Source organism: Nesterenkonia flava (assembly GCF_031432335.1).
GTDB classification, from domain to species: domain Bacteria; phylum Actinomycetota; class Actinomycetes; order Actinomycetales; family Micrococcaceae; genus Nesterenkonia; species Nesterenkonia flava.
Map to the genome: position 1 here is coordinate 1 of NZ_JAVKGT010000034.1, position 21,382 is coordinate 21,382.

18 protein-coding genes and 1 pseudogene are annotated in these 21,382 nt (G+C 64.9%); 7 read left to right on the forward strand and 12 right to left on the reverse strand.

The window, feature by feature from the left end; genetic code table 11:
* Positions 1 to 95 precede the first annotated feature (95 nt).
* The 3 genes from rlmN to RH857_RS11315 all read left to right on the forward strand — a co-directional run bounded on the left by rlmN (position 96) and on the right by RH857_RS11315 (position 2,810).
* The gene (rlmN, locus tag RH857_RS11305) at positions 96 to 1,490 is read left to right on the forward strand and encodes a 23S rRNA (adenine(2503)-C(2))-methyltransferase RlmN (protein ID WP_310538081.1); all 1,395 of its coding nucleotides are present in this window, start codon (positions 96 to 98) and stop codon (positions 1,488 to 1,490) included.
* A gap of 99 nt (positions 1,491 to 1,589) precedes the next feature.
* Positions 1,590 to 1,970, forward strand: coding sequence for a DUF3817 domain-containing protein (locus RH857_RS11310; RefSeq protein WP_310538082.1), 381 nt, complete (start codon positions 1,590 to 1,592; stop codon positions 1,968 to 1,970).
* A gap of 165 nt (positions 1,971 to 2,135) precedes the next feature.
* Positions 2,136 to 2,810 (forward strand): hypothetical protein, encoded by a 675-nt coding sequence (locus RH857_RS11315; protein WP_310538083.1) that lies wholly within the window; start codon positions 2,136 to 2,138, stop codon positions 2,808 to 2,810.
* A 31-nt stretch (positions 2,811 to 2,841) separates the two neighbouring features.
* Here RH857_RS11315 and RH857_RS11320 read toward each other — a convergent pair whose 3' ends face one another.
* Positions 2,842 to 4,176 (reverse strand): SLC13 family permease, encoded by a 1,335-nt coding sequence (locus RH857_RS11320; protein ID WP_310538084.1) that lies wholly within the window; start codon positions 4,174 to 4,176, stop codon positions 2,842 to 2,844.
* 173 nt (positions 4,177 to 4,349) lie between these two features.
* Here RH857_RS11320 and RH857_RS11325 point away from each other — a divergent pair, with 173 nt between their 5' ends.
* Together RH857_RS11325 and RH857_RS11330 are read left to right on the forward strand one after the other, a co-directional pair.
* Positions 4,350 to 5,309, forward strand: a complete 960-nt coding sequence (locus RH857_RS11325) for an arsenic resistance protein (protein ID WP_310538085.1) — start codon at positions 4,350 to 4,352, stop codon at positions 5,307 to 5,309.
* 75 nt (positions 5,310 to 5,384) lie between these two features.
* Positions 5,385 to 6,290 (forward strand): SH3 domain-containing protein, encoded by a 906-nt coding sequence (locus RH857_RS11330; RefSeq protein ID WP_310538086.1) that lies wholly within the window; start codon positions 5,385 to 5,387, stop codon positions 6,288 to 6,290.
* Positions 6,291 to 6,300: 10 nt separating this feature from the next.
* Here the strand turns inward: RH857_RS11330 and RH857_RS11335 are convergent, their stop codons facing one another.
* The 5 genes from RH857_RS11335 to RH857_RS11355 all read right to left on the reverse strand — a co-directional run bounded on the left by RH857_RS11335 (position 6,301) and on the right by RH857_RS11355 (position 10,593).
* Positions 6,301 to 7,119 (reverse strand): ABC transporter permease, encoded by an 819-nt coding sequence (locus tag RH857_RS11335; RefSeq protein ID WP_310538087.1) that lies wholly within the window; start codon positions 7,117 to 7,119, stop codon positions 6,301 to 6,303.
* On the reverse strand, positions 7,116 to 7,904 hold the full coding sequence (modA, locus tag RH857_RS11340) for a molybdate ABC transporter substrate-binding protein (protein ID WP_310538088.1): 789 nt from the start codon (positions 7,902 to 7,904) through the stop codon (positions 7,116 to 7,118). The genes RH857_RS11335 and modA overlap by 4 nt, the downstream gene beginning before the upstream one ends.
* The gene (locus RH857_RS11345; protein ID WP_310538089.1) at positions 7,901 to 8,302 is read right to left on the reverse strand and encodes a TOBE domain-containing protein; all 402 of its coding nucleotides are present in this window, start codon (positions 8,300 to 8,302) and stop codon (positions 7,901 to 7,903) included. The genes modA and RH857_RS11345 overlap by 4 nt, the downstream gene beginning before the upstream one ends.
* 69 nt (positions 8,303 to 8,371) lie before the next feature.
* A complete protein-coding gene (locus RH857_RS11350) occupies positions 8,372 to 9,385 on the reverse strand; it encodes a YdcF family protein (RefSeq protein ID WP_310538090.1) in 1,014 nt (337 codons plus the stop codon).
* Entirely contained in the window at positions 9,382 to 10,593 is a 1,212-nt protein-coding gene (locus RH857_RS11355) for a pyridoxal phosphate-dependent aminotransferase (protein WP_310538091.1), read from the reverse strand. The genes RH857_RS11350 and RH857_RS11355 overlap by 4 nt, the downstream gene beginning before the upstream one ends.
* 29 nt (positions 10,594 to 10,622) lie before the next feature.
* Here RH857_RS11355 and RH857_RS11360 point away from each other — a divergent pair.
* Positions 10,623 to 11,244 (forward strand): annotated as a pseudogene (locus RH857_RS11360) (manganese catalase family protein); the annotation flags it as partial.
* A gap of 121 nt (positions 11,245 to 11,365) precedes the next feature.
* Here RH857_RS11360 and RH857_RS11365 read toward each other — a convergent pair.
* The gene (locus tag RH857_RS11365) at positions 11,366 to 12,853 is read right to left on the reverse strand and encodes an alanine/glycine:cation symporter family protein (RefSeq protein ID WP_310538092.1); all 1,488 of its coding nucleotides are present in this window, start codon (positions 12,851 to 12,853) and stop codon (positions 11,366 to 11,368) included.
* A 26-nt stretch (positions 12,854 to 12,879) separates the two neighbouring features.
* Here RH857_RS11365 and RH857_RS11370 point away from each other — a divergent pair, with 26 nt between their 5' ends.
* On the forward strand, positions 12,880 to 13,671 hold the full coding sequence (locus tag RH857_RS11370) for a Pr6Pr family membrane protein (protein ID WP_310538093.1): 792 nt from the start codon (positions 12,880 to 12,882) through the stop codon (positions 13,669 to 13,671).
* Here the strand turns inward: RH857_RS11370 and RH857_RS11375 are convergent.
* From RH857_RS11375 to RH857_RS11395, 5 genes are all read right to left on the reverse strand, one after another.
* Positions 13,619 to 14,044 (reverse strand): VOC family protein, encoded by a 426-nt coding sequence (locus RH857_RS11375; RefSeq protein ID WP_310538094.1) that lies wholly within the window; start codon positions 14,042 to 14,044, stop codon positions 13,619 to 13,621. The genes RH857_RS11370 and RH857_RS11375 overlap by 53 nt on opposite strands.
* Positions 14,045 to 14,150: 106 nt before the next feature.
* Positions 14,151 to 17,603 (reverse strand): DEAD/DEAH box helicase family protein, encoded by a 3,453-nt coding sequence (locus RH857_RS11380; RefSeq protein WP_310538095.1) that lies wholly within the window; start codon positions 17,601 to 17,603, stop codon positions 14,151 to 14,153.
* 87 nt (positions 17,604 to 17,690) lie between these two features.
* A complete protein-coding gene (locus RH857_RS11385) occupies positions 17,691 to 18,026 on the reverse strand; it encodes a hypothetical protein (RefSeq protein WP_260072766.1) in 336 nt (111 codons plus the stop codon).
* A gap of 702 nt (positions 18,027 to 18,728) precedes the next feature.
* Entirely contained in the window at positions 18,729 to 19,838 is a 1,110-nt protein-coding gene (locus RH857_RS11390; protein ID WP_310538096.1) for a restriction endonuclease subunit S, read from the reverse strand.
* On the reverse strand, positions 19,835 to 21,364 hold the full coding sequence (locus RH857_RS11395) for a type I restriction-modification system subunit M (RefSeq protein WP_310538097.1): 1,530 nt from the start codon (positions 21,362 to 21,364) through the stop codon (positions 19,835 to 19,837). The genes RH857_RS11390 and RH857_RS11395 overlap by 4 nt, the downstream gene beginning before the upstream one ends.
* Between the last annotated feature and the right edge of the window lie 18 nt (positions 21,365 to 21,382).

Consider the following 21,382-nt stretch of genomic DNA (forward strand, 5'->3'; position numbering starts at 1 on the left):
TCCACGGATCGCCGCGGGCAAGTCGAAAGCGTTGCACTTCAGTTCAGAACTCGGGACCCCTGCTGCGCCGTCGGAAACATGGGACACTGGAGGGGATGCCGAACCCCACAGATGCTGAGAAGAACGCGGGCATCTCCGCGCCCAAGTCCGCTGCCGCCCGGTCCCGGGCCGGTGCGTCCGTGCCGCCCGCCCCCGCGGGCGCCGCTGCCACCGATGCTGATCGTCCCCAGGTCAAGCCGCGGGCTGAAGGCTGGACCCAGGCCGTTGACGCCGAAGGCAGGCCCAAGCTTCAGTTCGCCCAGTCCAAGCGCGTCAAACAGCCGCCCACGCACCTGGCCGATCTGAGCATGAAAGAGCGCATCGCTAAGGCACAGGAGATGGGTCTTCCCGGCTTCCGCGCTAAGCAGCTCTCCGTGCACTATTTCCAGCACTACACCTCCGACCCCGCCGCCATGACCGATCTGCCTGCCGCAGACCGGGACGCTCTGGTCGAGGAGTTCCTGCCTCCGCTGCTGACTGAGGTCCGTCGGCTGAAGACCGACGACGGCGCCACCATCAAGTTCCTGTGGCGCCTCTTTGACGGTGCCCTGGTGGAGTCGGTGCTCATGCGGTACCGCAACCGCATCACCCTGTGCATCTCCTCCCAGTGCGGTTGCGGTATGAACTGCCCCTTCTGCGCCACCGGTCAGAACGGCCTGACCCGCAACATGTCCACCGCTGAGATCGTGGACCAGATCGTGCAGGCCAACCGGGTCATCGCCGCCGGTGAGCTTGATGCACCCAACGCGGTTGAGGTCGCTGAAGAGGCCACCCACGCCGGGCTCGGTGAGGAGGCGGACTTCGCCGAAGGAGAGGCGCCGTCGTCGTCCCCGGGGGAGAAGACCGGTCCCCAGCGGGTCGGCAACATTGTCTTCATGGGTATGGGCGAACCCCTGGCCAACTACAAGCGCGTGATGAACGCGGTGCGCCGGATGATCGACCCGGCCCCCGAAGGTCTGGGCATGAGTGCCCGCGGCATCACCGTCTCCACGGTGGGCCTGGTGCCGGCCATCAAGAAGCTTGCCGATGAGAACCTGCCCATCACCTTTGCTCTGAGCCTTCACGCTCCGGATGATGAGCTGCGTGATGAGCTGATTCCGGTCAACTCCCGCTGGAAGGCTGACGAGGCCATCGACGCGGCGTACTACTACTACCAGACCACCGGACGCCGGGTCTCCATCGAGTACGCGCTCATCAAGGACATGAATGATCATCCCTGGCGTGCGGACCTGCTGGGAGACAAGCTCAATGCCCGTGGTCGGGGCTGGGTGCACGTGAACCCCATTCCGCTGAATCCCACGCCCAACTCGGTATGGACGTCTTCCGAGCCGGAGGTCATGCGAGAGTTCATTGCCCGCCTTGAGGACAAGGGCGTACCCACCACGTTGCGCGATACCCGCGGCAAGGAGATTGACGGCGCGTGCGGTCAGCTCGCCGCCGCCGAAGACTGAGTGAAGAAACGAGTGGAAGATTTCTCGGGGTTCCGGGGCGTTCTGCGCTGGAATACCGGGAGAAATCTTCCACTCGATGCGAACCTGTGAGGACCCCCTATGACTGAGACCGCTGTGACTCCCGAGGCCCGCACCACGGCCGCCGCCCGTACCCCGCGCGGCTCCTTGGGGTGGCAGAAGTTCATCCGCGTGGCGTTCCACGTGGTAGCAATCACCGAGGCCATCACGTGGGCCGGACTGCTCTACGGGATGTATCAGCGCTACATCGCTGAGGCCGCCCACGACCCGGTGCCGCTGTGGGGCATGCTGCACGGCATCGCGTTCATGGTCTTCTGCGCGGTCGTCGTGCTCGCCGCGTGGACTTATCGATGGAAGCTCTGGGAGTTCGCGGTGGCGATCGGCGCGGCCGTACCACCCCTGTTCACCATCCCCCTGGAGATCTGGTACTCCCGTACCGGCAAGCTCAAGCCGCGCCGCTGATCGGCTCTGCCCTCCGGGCATAAAGTCCCGGCCTCAGCTCCAGATCAACCGCGCTCTCAAGCGGAAGTCCACCTCCCGTGGAGCTTGCTGCAAGAAGGCATCGGAACAGTGGTGACCGAACCGACGTGAGGGTGGCACAACGGATTAGAGGTTGGTGCATTGCAGATGGCACGGCGAGGACACTTCACTACTGCAGCGACGACGACGGCGGCCCTGACCGCACTGTTCGCCCTGGCGGCATGCGGTGACGAGGAACCCGAGATTGAGGTCAACGACCCACCCGGGGCCACCGCAGGAACCGAGTCACCCGAGCAGGCCGATGAAGCCCCCGAGCAGACCGACGCAGACGCCGAGGGCACCCCAGAGGCAGAAGATTTCGCGACCGACACCCCGCAGACGAGTTCCCCCGACGGCGAGGCACCCGGTTCCCCGGACGAAGAGACCGCCGGGGAGAGCACGCCGCCACCGGAGGATCCCGCTGAGGATCCCACCGCCCAGCTGCCCCCGGGCGGAGCCGAGAGGGTCCCCGACGAGGACATCGACCCCGAGACCCAGGGAGAACCCACGGAGACCAGCTTCTCCCAGGCAGGTCAGGAGACCGGCTTTCACGACTCCGCGGTGGAGCCGATTCCCGTCTACGCTGAGCCGCCTGTCCCCGGCGGGGACACCGAGGTGGTCGCCGAACTGAGCTCAGACGACGTCGTCCTGCTCGGTGGACGCGAGATCCAGGCGGCGATGGCTGACGGCACCTGGGTGGAGGTCCAGCTCGCCGACGGCTACGGCTGGGTGGAGGTCTTTGTGCTGGAGGGGTTCGAGGCAGGCTCGGCCCAGCAGCCCTGACCCCCGGGCCCTCCGCAGAAAGCGATGTCGGTCAGAGCACCATGGCCGCGAGCACGCCTCCGGCGAAGAGCAGCACGTTGTAGTGCAGGAACGTCGGTACGCACGTGTCCCAGATGTGATGGTGCTGACCGTCGGCATTCAGGCCGGACGTCGGGCCCAGTGTGCTGTCGGAGGCCGGAGCGCCGGCGTCGCCGATGGCGCCCGCCGCGCCGATGAGTGCCGCCGTGGCCAGCGGGCTGAAGCCCACCGCCGCGGCCAGCGGCACAAAGAACGCTGCCAGCACGGGCACCGTGCCGAACGAGGTGCCGATGCCCATCGTGACCACCAGGCCCACCAGCATCATGATGACCGCGGTCAGCAGCCGGCTGTCCCCGATCCAGTCGGAGGTAGAGGCCACCAGATCCTCCACCGCTCCCGTTTCGGTCAGCACCGAGGCGTAACCGGAGGCCACGAGCATGATGAACGCAATGGTGCCCATCATCGCCACACCGCGGTCCACGATGGGATCACCGTCGGTCCAGCGCTCGCCTCCCAGCACAAAAATGACGACGACGCCGGCCAGCGCAGCCATGACCAGGGAGCCGTAGACCAGCTGGAGCGCCAGGGTCACGGCCAGGCCGATAAGCACGGCATAGTCCCCACGGCGCCACTTCAGATCTGCATCGCCCGCATCGAGGGCGCCCAGGGGGTTCGCGGCGTCGTCCGTGAGGGGCTGGGGGTTGGTGTACTCGCGGTCCTTGCGGTAGGTCACCAGAACTGCGATCGCCAGGCCCACGCCCATGGCCCCGACGGGGATGGCCATCGCCAGGGGAATCTGGCCCAGGCTAATCTCCATGCCGTTCTCCGCCATGGCATCCACGATGATCCCCTGGAAGATCAGGCCGAAGCCCAGCGGCACGATGAGGTAGGGGGCCTTCAGGCCGAAGGTCAGTGCCACGGCCACGCCGCGGCGGTCGATCTTCATCCGGTCGAATGCTGCCAGCAGCGGCGGAATCAGGATCGGAATGAACGCGATGTGCACCGGCACCAGGTTCTGGGAGAAGCATGCCAGCCCGGCGATGGCGAACAGCACCACGGCCCGAGGTCCTCGCAGCAGCGGCATGACCCGGCGGATGAGCTTGCGGGTCAGCCCCGAGCGGGCCACCATGACCGCCAGGGTGCCCAGCAGAATATAGCTCAGGGCTGTCTCGCCCTGGCCGCCGAGTCCATCGATGAGCACCGAGAAGGTCTCCTCGAGGGAGAGCCCGCCGGCCACTCCGCCGACGGCGGCGGCCAGCAACAGGGCGATGACCACGTTGACGCGGCTGAGGCTCAGCGCCACCAGCACCAGGACCGAGAGGATGACGGGATTCAGCAGCTCAGCCATGGTGGATTCCGCCTAGGCTGAGGGACAAGTCTGCAGGCACTGGGGGTAGCTCCGTCCGTAGGGGTCTTGCGGCCCGGTCGGCGTGGGGTCTGGGTGCCGGATCCGGAAATGGGCCGAGAGCAATTTCATCACATTGCGGCACCCGCCCCTCTCTGTGTGAATAAGCTGGTCGGATGAGCAGGGTCGAGCGGCTGCAGAGCGTCTTTGTCGCCGTTGCCGCGCTGGGCGGTCTCGGGCTGGGGCTGATTCTTCCCGGCGCGCACTACGCCGAGGGCGCGGTGCTGCCGCTGCTGCTGGTGATGCTCACCGCGGTCTTCCTGCAGATGGAGGCCTCCGGAGTGGGAGCCGTCCGCCGGGCACGCGGGCTGGTGCTGCTGTCTCTGGTGCTGAACTTTGTGGTCACCCCCGCGCTGGCCTTTGCTCTGGGAGCCGGCCTGCTGGGGGAGGAGCCGGACCTGCGGATCGGGCTGCTGCTCCTGCTGGTGACCCCCTGCACCGACTGGTACCTGGTCTTCACGGCGGCAGCTCGAGGGCACACCGGCATCGCCGCGGCCCTACTGCCGCTGAACCTTGTCCTGCAGCTGGTGCTGCTCCCTGTCTACGTGCTGCTGCTCGGCGGTGAGGCGGCCACGGTCGACGTCGGCACTCTCCTGGGCGCGGTGGGGTTGGTGCTTCTCGTGCCGCTGGGAGTGGCGGCACTGGTGCGCTGGACCGCCGCGCATCGGCCCTCGGGTGTCTTCGGAGGAGGCCTGAGGCGCCTTCAGGAGGTGGCGGGTGCCGTCGTCGTGCCGCTGCTGTGCCTGGCGGTCGCGGCGATGTTCGCCTCTCAGGCGGACACGGTGCTGGCTCAGTGGGACGCCGTGGTGCTGCTTCTGCCTGCACTGCTGATCTTCTTCACCCTGCTGCCGCTGCTGTCCGCCGGCGCGGGGCATGTGGCGGGTCTGCCGGCCTCGCATCGCGTCACGCTCATCATGACCACCACCGCGCGCAACTCCCCGATTGCCTTAGGGATCGCGGTGGCGGCCTTCCCCGATCGTCCCCTGATTGCGGTGGCCCTGGTGCTGGGCCCGCTGCTGGAGCTGCCTCTCCTGGCGCTCATCGCGCAGCTGGTCCGCGTGCCTGAAGCGCGCTGACCTTATCCTTCCCGGGATCCCCGCCGATGTGGCAGCGTGGAGGCGGTGTTGAGGTGCCCTTGGCAGGGTGGACCCATGAGTCCTCTTGAGCGCATTCCGGCCCTGAGCACAGCCGCAGTGGGCCTCACCGGCCTGCTGGCACTGACCGCCTGTGGAGGTGATGAGGAGCCGGCCCCGGCAGAGACCGTCACTGAGACGGCGCCCGCACCGGAAACCGTAGAACCCACCGGAGGTGAGCAGGACCGGCCCGAGGACGACGACTCCGGACAGGAATCAGAGGAGACGTCCGCTCCGGAGCCCACCGCAGAGGCGGAGACCCCTTCCCCGGGTGATGAGGTTCCCCCGGGCGGCATCGCGCAGGTGCCGCAGGAGGACCTGCCGGGCGAGGACTTCGAGATGTACTACGCAGAAGGCGATGAGCTCGGCGTAGCCGGCCTGGATCCCGATGACGCCCCGCTGGAGGTCTTCGCCGTGCCCGGTGAGGACTCAGAGGTCGTCGGAGGCCTGCAGCCCACCGACGCGGTCACCGTCACCGGACGGCAGCGCACCGGCTCCGAGGACCCCGACTTCGGCATCTGGACAGAAGTGCAGCTGGCCGACGGCTACGGCTGGGTCGAGGGAGGTCTTTTCTACTTCGGGGCCACCGAGGACATCACCGATGAGCTCCTCGACGACGTTCCCCCGGCGGAAGACCCCCAAGCGATCGCCGAGGGCGTGGCTGAGCGCCTCGCCGACGCGGGGGAGGACATTACCGACGACGACGGCGAACCGGTGGGTCCGGACTGGACCCTGATCACCACCCCTGAGGAGACCGGTGAGGACTTCTACCGCATCGACGTGACCGGAATGATGGATGACTCGGTGGCCGGCCACCGGCTCTTCGTCACGGTGGAGGAGCAGGCTGACGGCTATGCACTGGCGCAGGTGGAGCGCACCCTGCTCTGCTCCCGCGGGGTGGGGGAGAGCGGTCTGTGCAGCTGAGCCATGCCGGCTACCCCGAGTGGGGACGAGTACCTCGTCCGTAGGCCAGAGAGATGACGACGACGGCGGCACCGATCAGCAGCAGCGACAGCGCCATGGCGGCGTCGGGGTCGGTCTCCCGCTGCAAGTAGATCTCCAGCGGAAGGGTCCGGGTCACGCCCTGCTGATTCCCCGCGAAGGCCAATGTGGCCCCGAACTCGCCGAGGCTCCGGGCGAAAGCCAGCACCGCGCCGGAAACCAGACCGGGGCCGATGAGCGGCAGCACCATGTATCGCAGGATGCCGGTGCGGCTGGCCCCGTCCACCGCGGCGGCCTCCAGCACCTCGGGATCCATGCCGCGCACGGCGGTCTCCACACTGATGACCAAGAACGGCATGGAGACGAAGGTCATGGCCAGCACTACCGCCACTGAGGTGTAGGCGATCCGGACACCCATGACCTCCAGTGCGCCCGCCAATAGTCCCTGGCTGCCGAAAGTGTAGAGCAGGGCCAGGCCTCCTACCACCGGCGGCAGCACTAGCGGCAGCAGGACCGCCGAGCGCAGTATGGTCAGTCCGCGGAACCGGGCGTGGGCCAGCACCAGGGCCAGGGGAACCCCCAGTGCTAAGCACAGCGCCGTCGCAACAAGCGCCGTCCACAGGGAAAGCCGCAGCGCGGCCCATGAGGATTCGGAGGCCAGCAGAGCAGGAACCTCCGTCCACTCCAGCCGGGTCAGCATACCCATCACGGGCAGCAGGATCAGACCCGCTCCGAGCATCGCCGGAACCATCACCCAGCGTGGCGGGGCGCCCGGGCGATGGTGTGCTCTCCTGCGGCTGCGCGTCGTCACTGAGGCTCCCGACCGTCGGGTGGGCTGAAGCCGGCGTCCTCAAGGATCTGCCGGGCACGCTCATCCTCCAGCACGAACGTGATGAACTCCGTGGCCGCCACGGGCTGCTCGGTCTCGCGCATCTGAGCGATCGGATAGGCGTTGGGCTGGTCCTCGGCACCGGGTACTGGGAAGGTGCGCACCTGGTCCCCGGCCTGAAGGGCGTCGGTGGCGTAGACCAGCCCGGTGTCCGCCTCGCCGGTGCGGACCCGTCCCAGCACGTCGGTCACCGAGGTCTCCTCAGAGACGGGCGTGATCTCGACGCCTGTGGCCTCCAGAAGCTGCTGAGCGGCGGCACCGCACGGGACCTGCACTGCGCAGAGCACGGTCTCGACCCCATCCTCGGCGGCATCTTCCAGGGTGGCGATGTTCGCCGGATTCTCCGCCGGGGTGATGAGGACCAGGTGGTTGCTGACGAAGACCTCCGGGCCGCCTTCCACCAGGTCGAGCTCGCGTGCGCGGTCCATGCTCGCCTCATCGGCAGTGGCCAGGACGTCTGCCGGGGCGCCGTGGGAGAGCTGCTCCACCAGGCCGGAGGACCCGGCAAACGTGAACCCGACCTGCCTGCCGGTCTCCTGCGTGTAGAGCTCGCCGATGTCTTCAAAGGTCTCGTGCAGGCTGGCGGCCGCGAAGACCGTGAGTGTCCCGTCCTCACCGGCGCCGTCGCTGCCTCCACAGGCGCTCAGGCCCAGCGCTGCTGTGCAGGCCAGGACGGCAGCGCTGCGGCGACGTCCCCGCAACCTCATCGGTCCCGGTCAGGGCGCTCGACGACGACGTTGGTCGCTTTGATGCCTGCAGTGGCCACGACCCCGGGCTCCAGTCCCAGTTCCCGCACGGCTTCGGTGCTCATCAGGGAGACCACCCGATAGGGCCCGCACTGCAGCTCGACCTGGGACATCACCGCATCCGAGGTCACCGCGGTCACCAGCCCGACGAAGCGGTTCCTGGCCGAGGACGAGCCGCCGGGGGATGGCACCTGGGTGCTGCGCTGCCGCGCGAATTGCGCCAGGTCAGCGCCGTCGAGAACCTGCCTGCCGGCGTCGTCGAGGGTGGTGCTCAGCTCGCCGGAGGCTGTCCAGCGGCGCAGAGTGTCATCGCTGACGCCCAGCAACTGGGCAGCTTCAGAAATCCGTAGGTGCGGCATGAAATGAGGATATCAAGACGCATCTGAGGAAGAAATAAGAGAAAAAGTGCTGATCTGCGGATGGTGGGATCAGTCCAGGTAGAGGACCACAAAGTAGATGGACAGCGCCACGAACGGGGCAAAGAGCACAGCATGCAGGCGCACGTGCTCCTTGAGTACCGCGATGTACTCACGCAGGAAGGCACTGGGCACGTAGTACCAGGCGGTGCGTGCCCCCACCACTTCGGCGTCGAGCCGCAGGCGCCGTGCCAGCAGAGCGGCCCGCAGCACATGGTAGTTGCTGGTGGACACCAGCATGGGGCCGGTGCGGCGCGGGTCATCCAACGGCAGGGTCTCCCTGACCTGCTGCGAGAAGAGCAGATTCTGCGCGGTGTTGGTGGAGCGATCCTCAATGAGCACGTCGTTGGGTGCTGCGCCCCGCTCCAGCAGGTACTCCGCCATGCCCTCGCCCTCAGGCCGGGATTCGTCCGGGCCCTGCCCGCCGGAAGGGATCAGCACCGGCCGCAGCGCATCCGTCTGGCGGTAGACCTGCAGCGCCCGGTCCAGTCGTGAGCGCAGCAGCGGCCCTGCCTTGCCGTTGATCAGCTGAGCGCCGAGGATGACGATCGCTGTGGGGGCGACCTTATGCGTGTCGCGAGAATAGATGACCGCATAGGTGAGGAAGATCAGGAACACCACCCCGAGGTAGCCGACGCCGAAGAAAATCAGCACGGCCAGCGGAACCGTCACCGCGGTGTTGGCGTTCAGCAGGTTGATCACCGCCAGAGGGGAGGCGAACAGTGCCAGTCCGGCCAGGGGCGAGAGGAGGTTGGCCAAGCTGCGGCCTTCCCGGCGCACCACGACGAATCCGTTGGCGATCAACAGCAGCCCCAGAATCAGGATGCCCAGCAGTGCCGCCACAATCGCCTTGGCCAGAATCCAGTCCAGGGCAGGCACCTGATCCCAGAGCACGTTCAACAGTCCCGCAACACCCAGCAGAATGCCCAGCACCAGCATCACTCCGTTGCGGAGCATGCGCCGGTCCCTCGAGCGGAACCAGAAGTAGAGGGTCAGGCAGAGGATGGCCCCCAGCAGCAGAATCATGCGCTCGCCTCCTCCCCACCAGAGAGAGCGGCCGCATCCGGCCTGCTGTGGAAGGCCAGGATACGTTCGACGCCGGCCCGCACCGTCTCCGGCCCCGGGGCCAGGCTGAGCCGGACCCACGCATGACCATTGACCGGGTCAAAGTCCGTCCCGGGTACTACGGCCACGCCGGCCTCCTCCAGCAGGGCCTCGCAGTAGCGCCGTGAGTCGAGGAACTGTTCCAGGTGCTCTCCCAGATGGGCATACACATAGAAGGCCCCATCGGCCGGAGCAACCTGCCCCCATCCAAGCTCGGGCAGGGCCTGGAGCACAATCTCGCGGGCCGCCGCATAGCGGGCCACCTGGGCTGCGGCGAAGTCCAAGGAGTCCTGGCTGAAGGCCTCCACCGCGGCCAGCTGGCTGCCGTGGGGTGGGCACAGCGCAATGTTGCCTGCCAGCCGGGAGACCGGGTCCACCAGGTGCTCGGGCAGAATCGCCCAGCCGAGCCGCCACCCCGGCATTCCCCAGTACTTGGAGAAGGAGGACACCACCGTGGCGTGGTCGCTGCTCTCCAGCGCGCTGACCGCCTGGTGCGTGAAAGTGATGCCGTGGTAAATCTCATCGCTGATGAGCTGGACCCCGTGCGAGCTGCACCACTGGGACAGGGCGCTCAGCTGCTCGCGGCTCACCATGGTGCCGGTGGGATTCGCGGGAGAGGCGAGAATCAGGCCGTCCAGAGGCGCCTGGGCGTGTGCGGCCTCCAGCTGCTCCACGGTGGGTTGGAAGCGAACCTGGGGCCCGCAGTCCAGGTCGACGACCTCGATGTCGAGGCTGGCCAGAATGTTCCGGTAGGCCGGATAGCCGGGCCGGGCCAGCGCGACGCGAGCGCCGGCGTCGAACGCGGCCAGGAAGGTGAGCATGAAAGCGCCGGAGGATCCCGTGGTCACAGCAATGCGCTCTGGGGGAACGTTCACGCCGTACCAGCGCTGGTAATGCGCGGACAGCGCCTGACGCAGAGGCATGATGCCCAGCGCGGGGGAGTAATTCAGGACGGTATTGCGAGCGTGGATGGCGGCTGCGGCCTGGTTCACCTTCGGCGGCGCACCCGAGCCCGGCTCCCCGGCGGTGAGGGAGACAATCTCGCGGCCGGCGTCGCGCAGCTGTTCGATGCGCCCCAGAATGCGCATCACCTCGAACCCGGGAACCTCAGACCGTCGTGACGCATGCATGCCATCCAGCCTAACGGGCACCTGCGGGGGCCTGGAACGCCCATATCCCGGGCAAGTACCGCGATCTGCTCTTCAGCACCGCCGCCGAGGAGTACGGACACGTGGAGATGCTGGCCACCATGGTGGCCAGCTACTGGAGAAGGCTCCGCAGGGCATCACTGAGGAGGCCGTCCAGAATGACCCCACCGTGGCGGCCGTCATCGGCGGCACGGATGTGCAGGACGCCATCGCCGCCGGTGCCGGTGTCCGTCCGGTCGACAGCAACGGCAACCCGTGGACCGCTGACTACGTCACCGCCAGCGGCAACCTGCTCGCCGACTTCACGTCCAATGTGAACGCAGAGATGCAAGGCAGGATCTAGGTGGCCCGGCTCTACCACATGACCGATGACCCGGGTGTGCGCGACCTGCTCTCGTTCCTGCTGGCTCGCGACACCCATCACCAGAATCAGTGGCTGGCCGCGGCCAAGGAGCTGCAGAGGAGGGAATCGACCAGCTACCGGCCCCGAGCAACTTTCCGATCAGCAAGGAGCACCGCGAGTACTCCTACCAGGCCATCAACTTCAGCGACGGCGAACACATGGCCGAGGGAGTTCCTCGGCCTCGGAGACTGAGGGTCGCTGACGGTGTTCCCCCGCACGGCTGTGGGGAGGGGTTCCCCATTCAGCTGAGGCTCTGGGAAGCCTGGAGCACCCGATATGACGACGCCGGCCCCGGGCCGAGCGTGTGCGCTCAGTCCGGGGCCGTCGTGCTGGGGTGGGGGTCGCGGCGGTTTACTTCGCCGTCGTCGTGGCGTCGCGGGCGTCGAGGTACTCGCGCACGTCCTCGTCCTCCCAGCACTCCACGTTGGTCAGTTCAGGCATGTCTGAAGCGCGGAAGACGGGGTCCAGACCCTGCCTGCGCTGCTCGCGATAGTGCCGCAGCAGCTTCAGGGCGGTACCGGACATCTCCATGATCACGACCAGGTTGAACATGGCCAGGATCACCATGGTGACACCGGCAATGGACCATGCCAGGTCCACGTCGATGATCGCGCCCATGAAGACCACGGCGGTCAGACCCGCGGCGTAGACCTTGCGCAGGGTCTCGCTGCTGGAGATGAACAGCACGTTGGCCTCACCGAAGGAGTAGTTGCCCAGCACTGAGGTGAACGCCAGCAGGAAGATGATCACCGCGAGGATGACTGCTCCGGTGCTGCCGAAGTTCTGGACCAGAGCCATCTGGGTCAGCTCGCCGCCGATGTTCGCATCGAAGCTGCTCTCCGGGAAGGTGAAGAGGATGATGAAGGCGGTGATGGAGCAGATGATCAGAGTGTCGAGATAGACACCGAGAGTCTGCACCAGACCCTGCTTCACAGGGTGGGAGACGTCCGCCGTGGCGGCCACGTTGGGCACCGAACCCATGCCGGCCTCGTTGGAGAACATGCCGCGCTGGATACCTGCCATGAGCATGGCGCCGAATGCGCCGCCGGCCGCGGCCTGGAAGTTGAAGGCCTCACCGAAGATCAGGCCGATCACCGCGGGGATATGCTCCAGGTTCATGGCAATCACGACCAGCCCCAGCAGGATGTAGAGGATGGCCATGATGGGGACGACGTTCTGGGTCACCTGTGCCACGCGGCGCAGACCGGCGAGCACGATGATGCCGGTCATGACGGTCAGCACAATGGCCAGGCCCCAGGTGAGTCCGGTGGTGTTCTCCATGCCGAGCTCACCTGCAGCGCCGGTGACGGCGTCGACGATGGTGTTGGACTGCAGCGAGGTGAAGCTGAAGGCGAAGCAGAAGATGAAGATGACGGCGAAGACGATGCCGCCCGAGCGGGAGCCCAGACCGCGCTGGATGTAATAGGCCGGGCCGCCCTTATAGGTGTCGAAGCGCCGGGTCTTGTAGAGCTGGGCCAGGGTCGACTCCACAAACGAAGCCGAAGAGTTGAGCAGCGCCATGATCCACATCCAGAAGATCGCTCCGGGCCCGCCCATGGCGATGGCTCCAGCGACGCCGGCGATATTGCCGGTGCCCACGCGTGCCGAGGTGGTCACGGTGAACGCCTGGAAGGCGGAGAGGCTGCGGGTGCGCCCGGTCTCGTCCTTCTGCGCCTTATCGGTGATGCTGCGCAGCATGTCCGGCAGGTGCCGAATCTGCACGGCACCGGTGCGGATCGTGAGGTAGACGGCTACTACGATGATCACTGGGATGCCGACGAGGTTCCAGGCCATCTCCTCGACATTGCCGATGGTCTCAAGGACCGATTCCATAGTCATAATCCGCAACTTTAATAGTTACGGTGATGTTGCGAACAATTCACGCGGGAGCAGGGAAGGCCGCCTCGATGACCCACGCAGCGCAAGACGGTGGCTGGCAGCACTCGGCCTGGGCGCGGACTGTGCACGGCCTCGTGGCGCTGCTGAGCGCATCGGGCCTGGTCAGCTCGCTGTACCTGGGGTGGACCCGGGACACCGACCTGCCGGCGGGTGTGGGGTACTCCGGCGGATTCAGCGCCGGGTGGGACCACATGCTCAACCAGGGCGCCTATTTCACGTTTCTCTCCGGAACGCTGGTGTGTCTGACCTCAGGGCTTCTGGCGCTGCGTCCTGAGCGCCGCTCGCTCGTCTTCGGCGCTCTGCGGCTGTGCGGTGTGGTGTGCATCGTGATCACGGGACTCGTCTTCAACCTCCTGCTGCGTGAAGGCGGGACACTCAGCGGCATCATGCTGTTTAACGACACGGTGCTGCACGTGATGCTGCCGGTGGTCGCACCTCTGGTGTGGCTTGTGGTGGGCCCTCGCGGCCACATCAGCGGGCGGGTGGTGCCGCTGTCCCTCACGGTGCCCCTGGCCTGGCTGGCGGTGACGCTGCTGCGCGGCCCCGCCCTGGACTGGTACCCCTACGTGATCCTCGACGTGCCCGGGATGGGATACGAGGGCGTGGGCATCTACATCGGCGCGATCCTGCTGGGCTATCTGGTGCTGGCCTGTGCGCTGTGGGGTGTGGACAGGCTGATCGCTGCCGGGACCGGGGCAAGCGGGGCTACTCGGTCGGGCCGACCAGGAACATCCACTCCACCCCGAAGCTGTCCTTGAGCTGACCGAAGAGTCCGTTGGGATCCCACGGTGCGGTGGCCAGCGGAACCGTGATGTCTGACTTCGGTGCGAACTTCTCCCACCACGAGGCGATCCGCGAGTTCTCCTCCGGGGTGTCCTCGCTGGCGCTCAGGGCAATGGTGCCCAGACCGTTGCCGGGCATCCCCTCGAACAGGTCGGCGGCCATGATGTGGGCTCCTCGCTCCACGTAGAGGGAGCTGTGCATGATGCGATCGCGGTGCTCGCCGTCGTCGCCCATGCCCTCACCGTAGGTGAGCAGATCCAGCTCGCCCTCGAAGACGTCGGCGTAGAAGGTCATTGCCTCCCGGGCTGTGCCGGGGAACTGCAGGTAGGGAGTCATTCCAAGAGCCATGAGCGTGCCTTTCGCGCGGTGGGGCTGACGCCGCATAGGAAGAGTTGCGGTGCCTGCGCTTAGTGTGGCGGTTGCTGCTGTTCCAGGGGAATACCTGACGGCCTTTCTATGCCGGATTCGTGGAGCTGAGGCTGCGTTCGTGTACGGGCTCAGTGACAGGGGTGGCGCGTCGGCGGATTTCGTCCAGGATACTCACCACTTCGGGCATGCGTTCTTCTCCGATGAGGTCATCGGCCTGCCCGTAGTCGGTGAAGGGGGAGTCGAACAGTTGACCTGCGAGCATGGTTCCGTTGGCGGTGAGATAGTCGATGATCTGGTTGATGAACCGCAGCTGGTCGGCACTGAAGTCTGCTTCACGGATGAACTCGGTGAAGGCTTCCTGCGCGGCGGCACGGTCGAGCCCCACCAGTGAGCGCAGGAAGATGCCGAGCCCGTCGGAGTCGGCGACGGCGGCCTGGAGGTCTTCGCGGGTGCCCACACCGGCTTCCACCAGCAGCTGCTCCAGGGTGTCGAGGTCCTGGTCGGTGAGCTGCTTATTGTGTCGCAGTTTCTGCACCGCAATGTTGTCCAGGTTCTGCCGCAGGAAGCGTTCGGCTTTGTCCCGGATGAGCCGCGGGTTGGTGCCGGGCGTCATGTGCTGAATATCGACGTGGTCCACGCGGGTCAGGGCGTCTTCGAAGCTGCTTCGCACCGGCTTCCATCGGGTTTTGTCCACCAGAGCGATGAGCCCGCGCAGCTTGCGGCGGACGTCTTCGAGCATGAGGTGGGTGGCGTCTGTCCACCATGCGTCTTCCCGGATAGCCTCCAGCAGGGCAGCCTGCGCCCGCACCTCAGGGATGGTCGTTTTGGCGAGCAGTCCGTCGGCGATGTCTTGGATCTTGTTCCGCTGTGCCGCGAATGCTGCGGTGTTGTGGGTGAGCAGCGCCAGCTGGGCTCGGAGGATGGTCAGGTCGAAGCTCTTGGCCTCCTCCGCCTCTTTCAGCACATTAGTGGGAAGCGGTCCCAGCCGGTGGATGAGTTCCTCCGCGTCTTCCTGGGTCAGGTTCTCCCAGGGGCTGGTGTCGGTGTAGCGCTCCACGAGTTCACGGTGGGGACGGACCTGCACGTTGTGCGGGTTGAGTCCGGTGACGTGCACCCGCACCGCGTGGGTGAGGTCGGCACGGAACCCGACGCCCTCCTCGGCGTCCTCATCCTGAGGCTGTTCGTGCAGGGCCAGCAGCAGTTCCAGGCGCTTCTCGAAGAGGCTCTCGGTGAGGGTCTTGGGGCGGGCGCGTTCGGGCTCGGGGACGTCGGCGTTGAAGAAGTCGAGGTTTCCGCAGACGTCGAGGATGAGGAACTCTGTTTTGTGCTCACCGGGGCCGAAGAGGTCTTTTCTGGTGCGGGTGCCGCGGCCCACCATCTGCCAGAACTTGGTTTTGGAGAACACGGGTTTGAAGAACACCAGGTTGAGCACTTCGGGGACGTCGATGCCGGTGTCCAGCATGTCCACGGTGATGGCGATCTGTGGTTGGGCGGTGGGCTGCCGGTTGCCGAAGCTTCTGATGAGTTCTTCGTTGTGTTCCACAGCGTGGGTGATGACGCGGGCGAATTCGCCGCCGTGTTCGGGGTATTGGGCGTTGAATCGTTCGTAGATGAAGTCTGCGTGGGCTTGGTTTTTGGCGAAGATGATGGTCTTACCGAGGGTGTCTCCTCCAGCTACTCGGAGCCCGTGCTCGAAGAGCTGGGCGAGGACCTTGTCCACGGTGTCGGTGTTGAAGAGGCGCCTGTTGATTTCGGCGGCGTTGACGGCCTCGGGGATCTCCCCGTTCTCATCCCATTCGAGCTGGTCCCAAGCGTCTTTCTCTTCGTCGCTGAGGTTGTCGTAGGTGATGCCGTCGTCCATGAACTGAGTGCCGATCCTCAACCCCCGAGCAGGCACGAGGTAGCCATCGGTAATCGCCTCGTCCAGGGAGTATGCGTCGGTGGGTTGGCCGGGGGTGTGGCCGAAGAGCTGGTAGGTGTTGCGGTCCACTTGGTCCACGGGGGTGGCGGTGAGTCCTAGCAGCAGGGAGTCGAACCATTCGAAGATGGACCGGTATTTCTGGTAGACGGAGCGGTGGGCTTCGTCCACGATCACCAGGTCGAAGAATCCGGGCCCGTAGAGCTTGGTGCCGTCGTCGCGGATCTGGTCGATCTGGTTGAGCATGGTGGGGTAGGTGGAGACGTAGATCCGCCCGTCGGGGTCTTTCTCATCGAGCAGGTTGATGGGCGGCTGCTCGGGGAGGTGTTCTTTGAAGGCGTTGACGGCTTGTGCGACGAGGGCTTTGCGGTCGGCGAGGAAGAGAACGCGTTTGATCCATCCGGCGCGCAGCATCTGGTCCACCAGGGCGATGACGGTGCGGGTTTTGCCGGTGCCGGTGGCCATGACGAGAAGCGCGGCACGGTGCTTGTCGGTGAAGTGCTCGCCGACGGCGCGGATGACGCGTTCCTGGTAGGGCCGGTCGGCGATGTCGGCTTTGATGGGGGTCGCGGCGAGCGCTTGGCGTCGGCGGCGCAGCTGGTGCCGCCATTGCAGGTCGTCGTGGGAGAGGAAGGACAGCACGGTGCGCGGGGGATACCCGGTGCTGCCGTGGGCGCGGTCTTCCCAGATCCAGGTGGTCCACCCGTTGGTGTAGAAGATGATGGGCCGCACGCCGTGCTGGGCTTCGAGGGCGTCGGCGTAGAGGCGGGCCTGTTCTTGTCCTGCTTCGGCGCTGCGGGAGGTGCGTTTCGCTTCGATGACGGCCAGGGGTGTGCCGTCGCTGCCCCAGAGGACGTAGTCGGCGTACCGGGTGGTGCCCTGGGCGTCGCGCAGCTCCACTTCGGGTTCGGCTTTGCGGGCGGCGTCGTCGGTGGTGACGGTCCAGCCGGCTTCCAGGAGGGCTTCGTCGATGAGGTCGCGCCGGGTCTGGTCTTCTTTGTAGTCGCGTTCGAGGACGGTGGTTTTGGCTGCTTGGGCTTCGGCGATCTGGGCGCGGAGCTTTTGGTTCTCTTCTTCGAGGGTGCGTGCTCGGGCGGCGGATTCGTCGAGTTTGCGCTGGAACTCTTGGTGTTCTTCTTGGACTTTGACGGCGAGAGTGCGGAGGTCGTCCTGGTAGAGCGGGGTGCGGGCGGCGGCGATCTTGGGGTCGAAGTCGGCGTCGAGGGGGATGCTGTCGGGTTGGGTGGAGAAGCTGTGTGCGGCCCAGATGAGCACGTGGTGGAGCTCTTGGACGAGGTGGAGGGCGCCGTCGGGGGAGAGGTCTTGTCCGGGGTGGGCGGCGCGGTTGCCGCGGGTGCGGAGCAGGTCGAGCTTCTGGAGGATGGCCCGCGGGGTGATGGTGGTGAACTGCGGGTCGGTGGTGTGGCCGACGAAGCGGCTGTCTTGGGGTCGGCGAAAATTCTCAATCTCGTAGATGTGGTAGACGAGTTGTTCGGCGGCATTGCGGGCGTAGACGCCGGCGGCTTTAGGGTCGGAGAAGACGTATTCTTCGGCGCGCAGGGCATATTCATGGATCTGCGGCCATTCGGCCGCGATGAAGGAGAAGTTGCTCTGCGCCATTCGCGTCCCCCGGTCCCCTCATGTGCTGATCAGGTGTTGCTCATCACCTTATCCGCAGGCATGGACACTGTGCGCTGCGTGACGTTGTCAGGCGGCTAGGTGCCGGGGCTCTTGGCGTGCGGGACCGATCCGCAGGTGGTTGTTATGGAATGCGCGCCGCCATTCCATGCGGTCCGGGGTCATGGGCGGGGCGTTATTGTGAGCGCCGTTGGCGGCGTCGATCTCTTCGGCGAGTTCGGTGAGCCAGAGCTCCGCTGACCAGCGGATATGTGCCCCACCAGGCATGTGCTCGAGGGCACTGAGATTGTGGACTCGGAGCTCCCATTGTCCGTTTTGGATGATTTCTCCGAGGGCCACGCCATCGGTTGAGGCGGTGTCGGGGACAGCGTAAAGGGACCAGACGCGGTCGGCGTGTTCGCTCATTGTGCTGCCTCCATTCGTCGGGCCAGGCGGTGGATTCTGTGGGACGTGAACCAGCCGAGAGCCGCGAGGTCTTGGTTTGATGTCTTCCACTGTAAGGGCACTTGGTTGAGGATTGCGAGGATCTCTTCGGCGCTGATGGTGGAATGCCCCCGGGAGTAGGTCCGGGCAGTATGCGAGCCGCGGTTCCTTCAATGGGTACAGATTTCAGCATACTCAGCCGGGCTTCGCTCCCGTGATCATGCTGGGGCCCTCTTGTGCTGTCGGTTCCCGGATCTTCGGCTCAGCGCTAACATCTGTTAGCATCGCTATTACACCCCCGGATGCTTCGGCTACCGGTTAGAGGGCTCCGCTTCGGCGGGGCCCTCGGAAGTTTTCACCCATTTCTCCGGCCGCCTGATGGTGCCGGTGCTGTCTGAGAGCTGATCAGGAAGCTGACTGCTCTTCAGTGACTCCAGCGTGACTTGGCGGTGAAGCCCAAGCCCCACTTGTTTGAGCTCGTTGCTGGATCTCTTAGGTTCCATGGGAGACAGAAGCCCGACATCTCTGCCCAGTTCTTCCTTAGCCAAACGAATGGGCATGACGAGGTCGGAGTTTCTCGACATCATGCCACTTGTCTTGCGGATACCCTTGAAGTAGTCGTCGATAGAGGTTGAACCCGTCGATATACACGGAGGCGGTGGGGCGGCGGGTGCTCATCGCTCTTCACAGCTCCCCTCGGAACGCGCGGGACTGAAGGGAGGAGGTTAGCTGAACCATGTGTTGATGGCTTAGGGCTGTCTTTGAATGAAGGGCGCGAGTGGCGGCAATCTTCTGAGCGAACTGCTTTTGCAGCTCCATCGGCGCGACAAGTATTGGAGCATGCGATATTTTTCCAGCGGATATCGAGGGTTGACCAGACTTGTTGGCGAATTGATTCAAGTGAGCTCGTCGCAGACTTGCAGAGAGAAAGATTGCATCCATTTCTTTGGAGGTGCTTTTTACATACAAGGCATTGTCCGAGACCCAGGACTTGGGTTCAGTTAGGTGAACTGCCCCACAATATGCTCCCACGCGGCCGATGACAACTGTCGGACTATCAAACATGTACTCGTTGTGAAACCCATTGGCGCCATTGCCGCCATAGACCAAGTGGGTGCCGCCTGGATCCATGGCATGGGAGGGGAGAAACTTGCCGGAGCTCACCTTAATGAGTTCTCCGAAGGACACGGTGTATGCGTCTCCTATGGGGGCCTCGGGGGTCCCGACAGTGGATATATGTAGGTTCTCCTCCAGTTGTGAGTAGTGCACATCCCGTGCTTTGGACAGATTCTCTATATCTTTCGCCCGGTCGAGGATGGTGGCGATGCGGCGTTGTTCTTCTAGGGGTGGTACTGCAGGCAGTTCAAGATTGAGGAAGTCTTTCACCGAGGATCGTCGTCGACGTGGCACAGAGCCAAAAGCAATGGTGTCATATCGACTGACCATTGGGCTCGAAAGCAACATGTGTTTGATATATGCAGGATCAAAGCCGTTGCGGATGCGGAATGTCGGATACAGGGGCGAAATGACTCCAGTATCGAATCGATCATTCTGCGCGATTGCCCCAGCCCACAAGAGGTATGGGTTGAAAGCGACATCGTTTCGTCGGATGACCTTGTACTTCGACGTGTCCTCGGTTGCCAGTCTTTTGTTGAAGCGATCTGACTGTCGCACAAAGCCATTGCGTTCAGTGAGCGTGAGGACCGGAACATCATTGTTTGCCGTACCCGCGGCTTCTTTGAACTCCTCAAGGACGTCTCCTACACGGAGCGACGTTGCAGTGTTACTGCTCACTTCAGCATCTCCTTGAGGTCTGTGAGGCCCTGACGGATCTCGTCGTCGAGTTTCTCCAGCTCGGCGATGATCTCCAGCGGATCCTGGGGGTCCTCCTCCTCGAAGACGATCTCCTTATACCTGTTGATGCTCAGGTCATAGTCGTTCTCCGCGATCTCCGAGCGCGGCACCATGAAACTCTGCTCAGTGCGTGCCCGGTCCCGCTCGGCCTCACGCTGGGACCAGCGGCGGACGACGTCGGGCAGATTGTTCTTCGCGTGCTCCTCCGCGGAGAGCCCCTCACGAACGGGGCCCAGCTTGTCCTCATCCAGCAGGGGAGTGCGCTTGTCATCCAGGCTGAACCCGTCAGCCTGCACGTCATAGAACCACACCTCATCGGTGGCCCCCGCGCCACCGGTCTGGGCGTTGGTCTTTGTGAAGAACAGGATCGCCGTCGACACCCCCGCATACGGCTTGAACACACCCGAGGGCAGCTTCACCACCGCGTCCAGGCGTTGATTCTCCACCAGTACCTTCCGCAGATCCTTATGCGCCTTGGAGGAGCCGAACAGCACACCATCCGGCACAATCACCGCGGCACGGCCGCCCGGTTGCAAAAGCCTCAGGAACAGCGCCAGGAACAGCAGCTCCGTCTTCTTCGTCTTCACCACACCCAGCAGATCCTTGGACACCGACTCATAGTCCAAGCTCCCTGCAAACGGCGGGTTCGCCAGCACCAGGGAGAATTCATCAGTCTCACCGATCGCGCCCTCAGAAAGCGCATCCCGGTACCGGATGTCCGGGGACTCCACCCCGTGCATCATCATGTTCATCGACCCGATGCGCAGCATGGTCGAATCAAAGTCATAGCCGTGGAACATGTCCTCATGGAACTGGCGCTGCGCCTCCTGGCGCATCAGCTCCTCACCATGATGCTCACGCACATGCTCACTCGCGGCCACCAGGAACCCGGCAGTGCCGCAGGCCGGGTCAATGACCCTGTCACCAGGCTTCGGGTCCATCATTGCCACCATGGTCTGAATGATGTGCCGCGGGGTGCGGAACTGGCCGTTCTGCCCCGCCGTGGACAGCTTGGAGAGCATGTACTCATAGATGTCCCCATTGGTGTCCCGGTTGTCCATGGGGATTGAATTCACCAGATCCACCACACGGGTCAGAATCCCGGCCTTCTCCGCGTTGATCTCCAGGCGGGCGTTCGCCATGTGATCCGAATAGGTGGAGGACTCGTTGCCGAGGTTCCGCAGGAAGGGGAAGACCTCCTGGTCCAGGGTGCGGTGCAGGGACTGGGCATCCAGGTTCCGCAGCTGGTGCCACCGCAGATGCTGCTGGTCCGGGCCGAACAGGGGGCTCCCCACCACTTTGCCGTACTTGGCCTGCTTGTCACGGAGCGTCTGCACATCATCCAGGCGGCGGATGAACAGCAGATACGTGATCTGCTCGATGATCGTCAGCGGATTGGACATGCCTCCCGTCCAGAAGGCGTCCCACAACCGATCAATCTTTGACTTCAGCTCACCAGTGACCATGACACAAAACTCTATCCG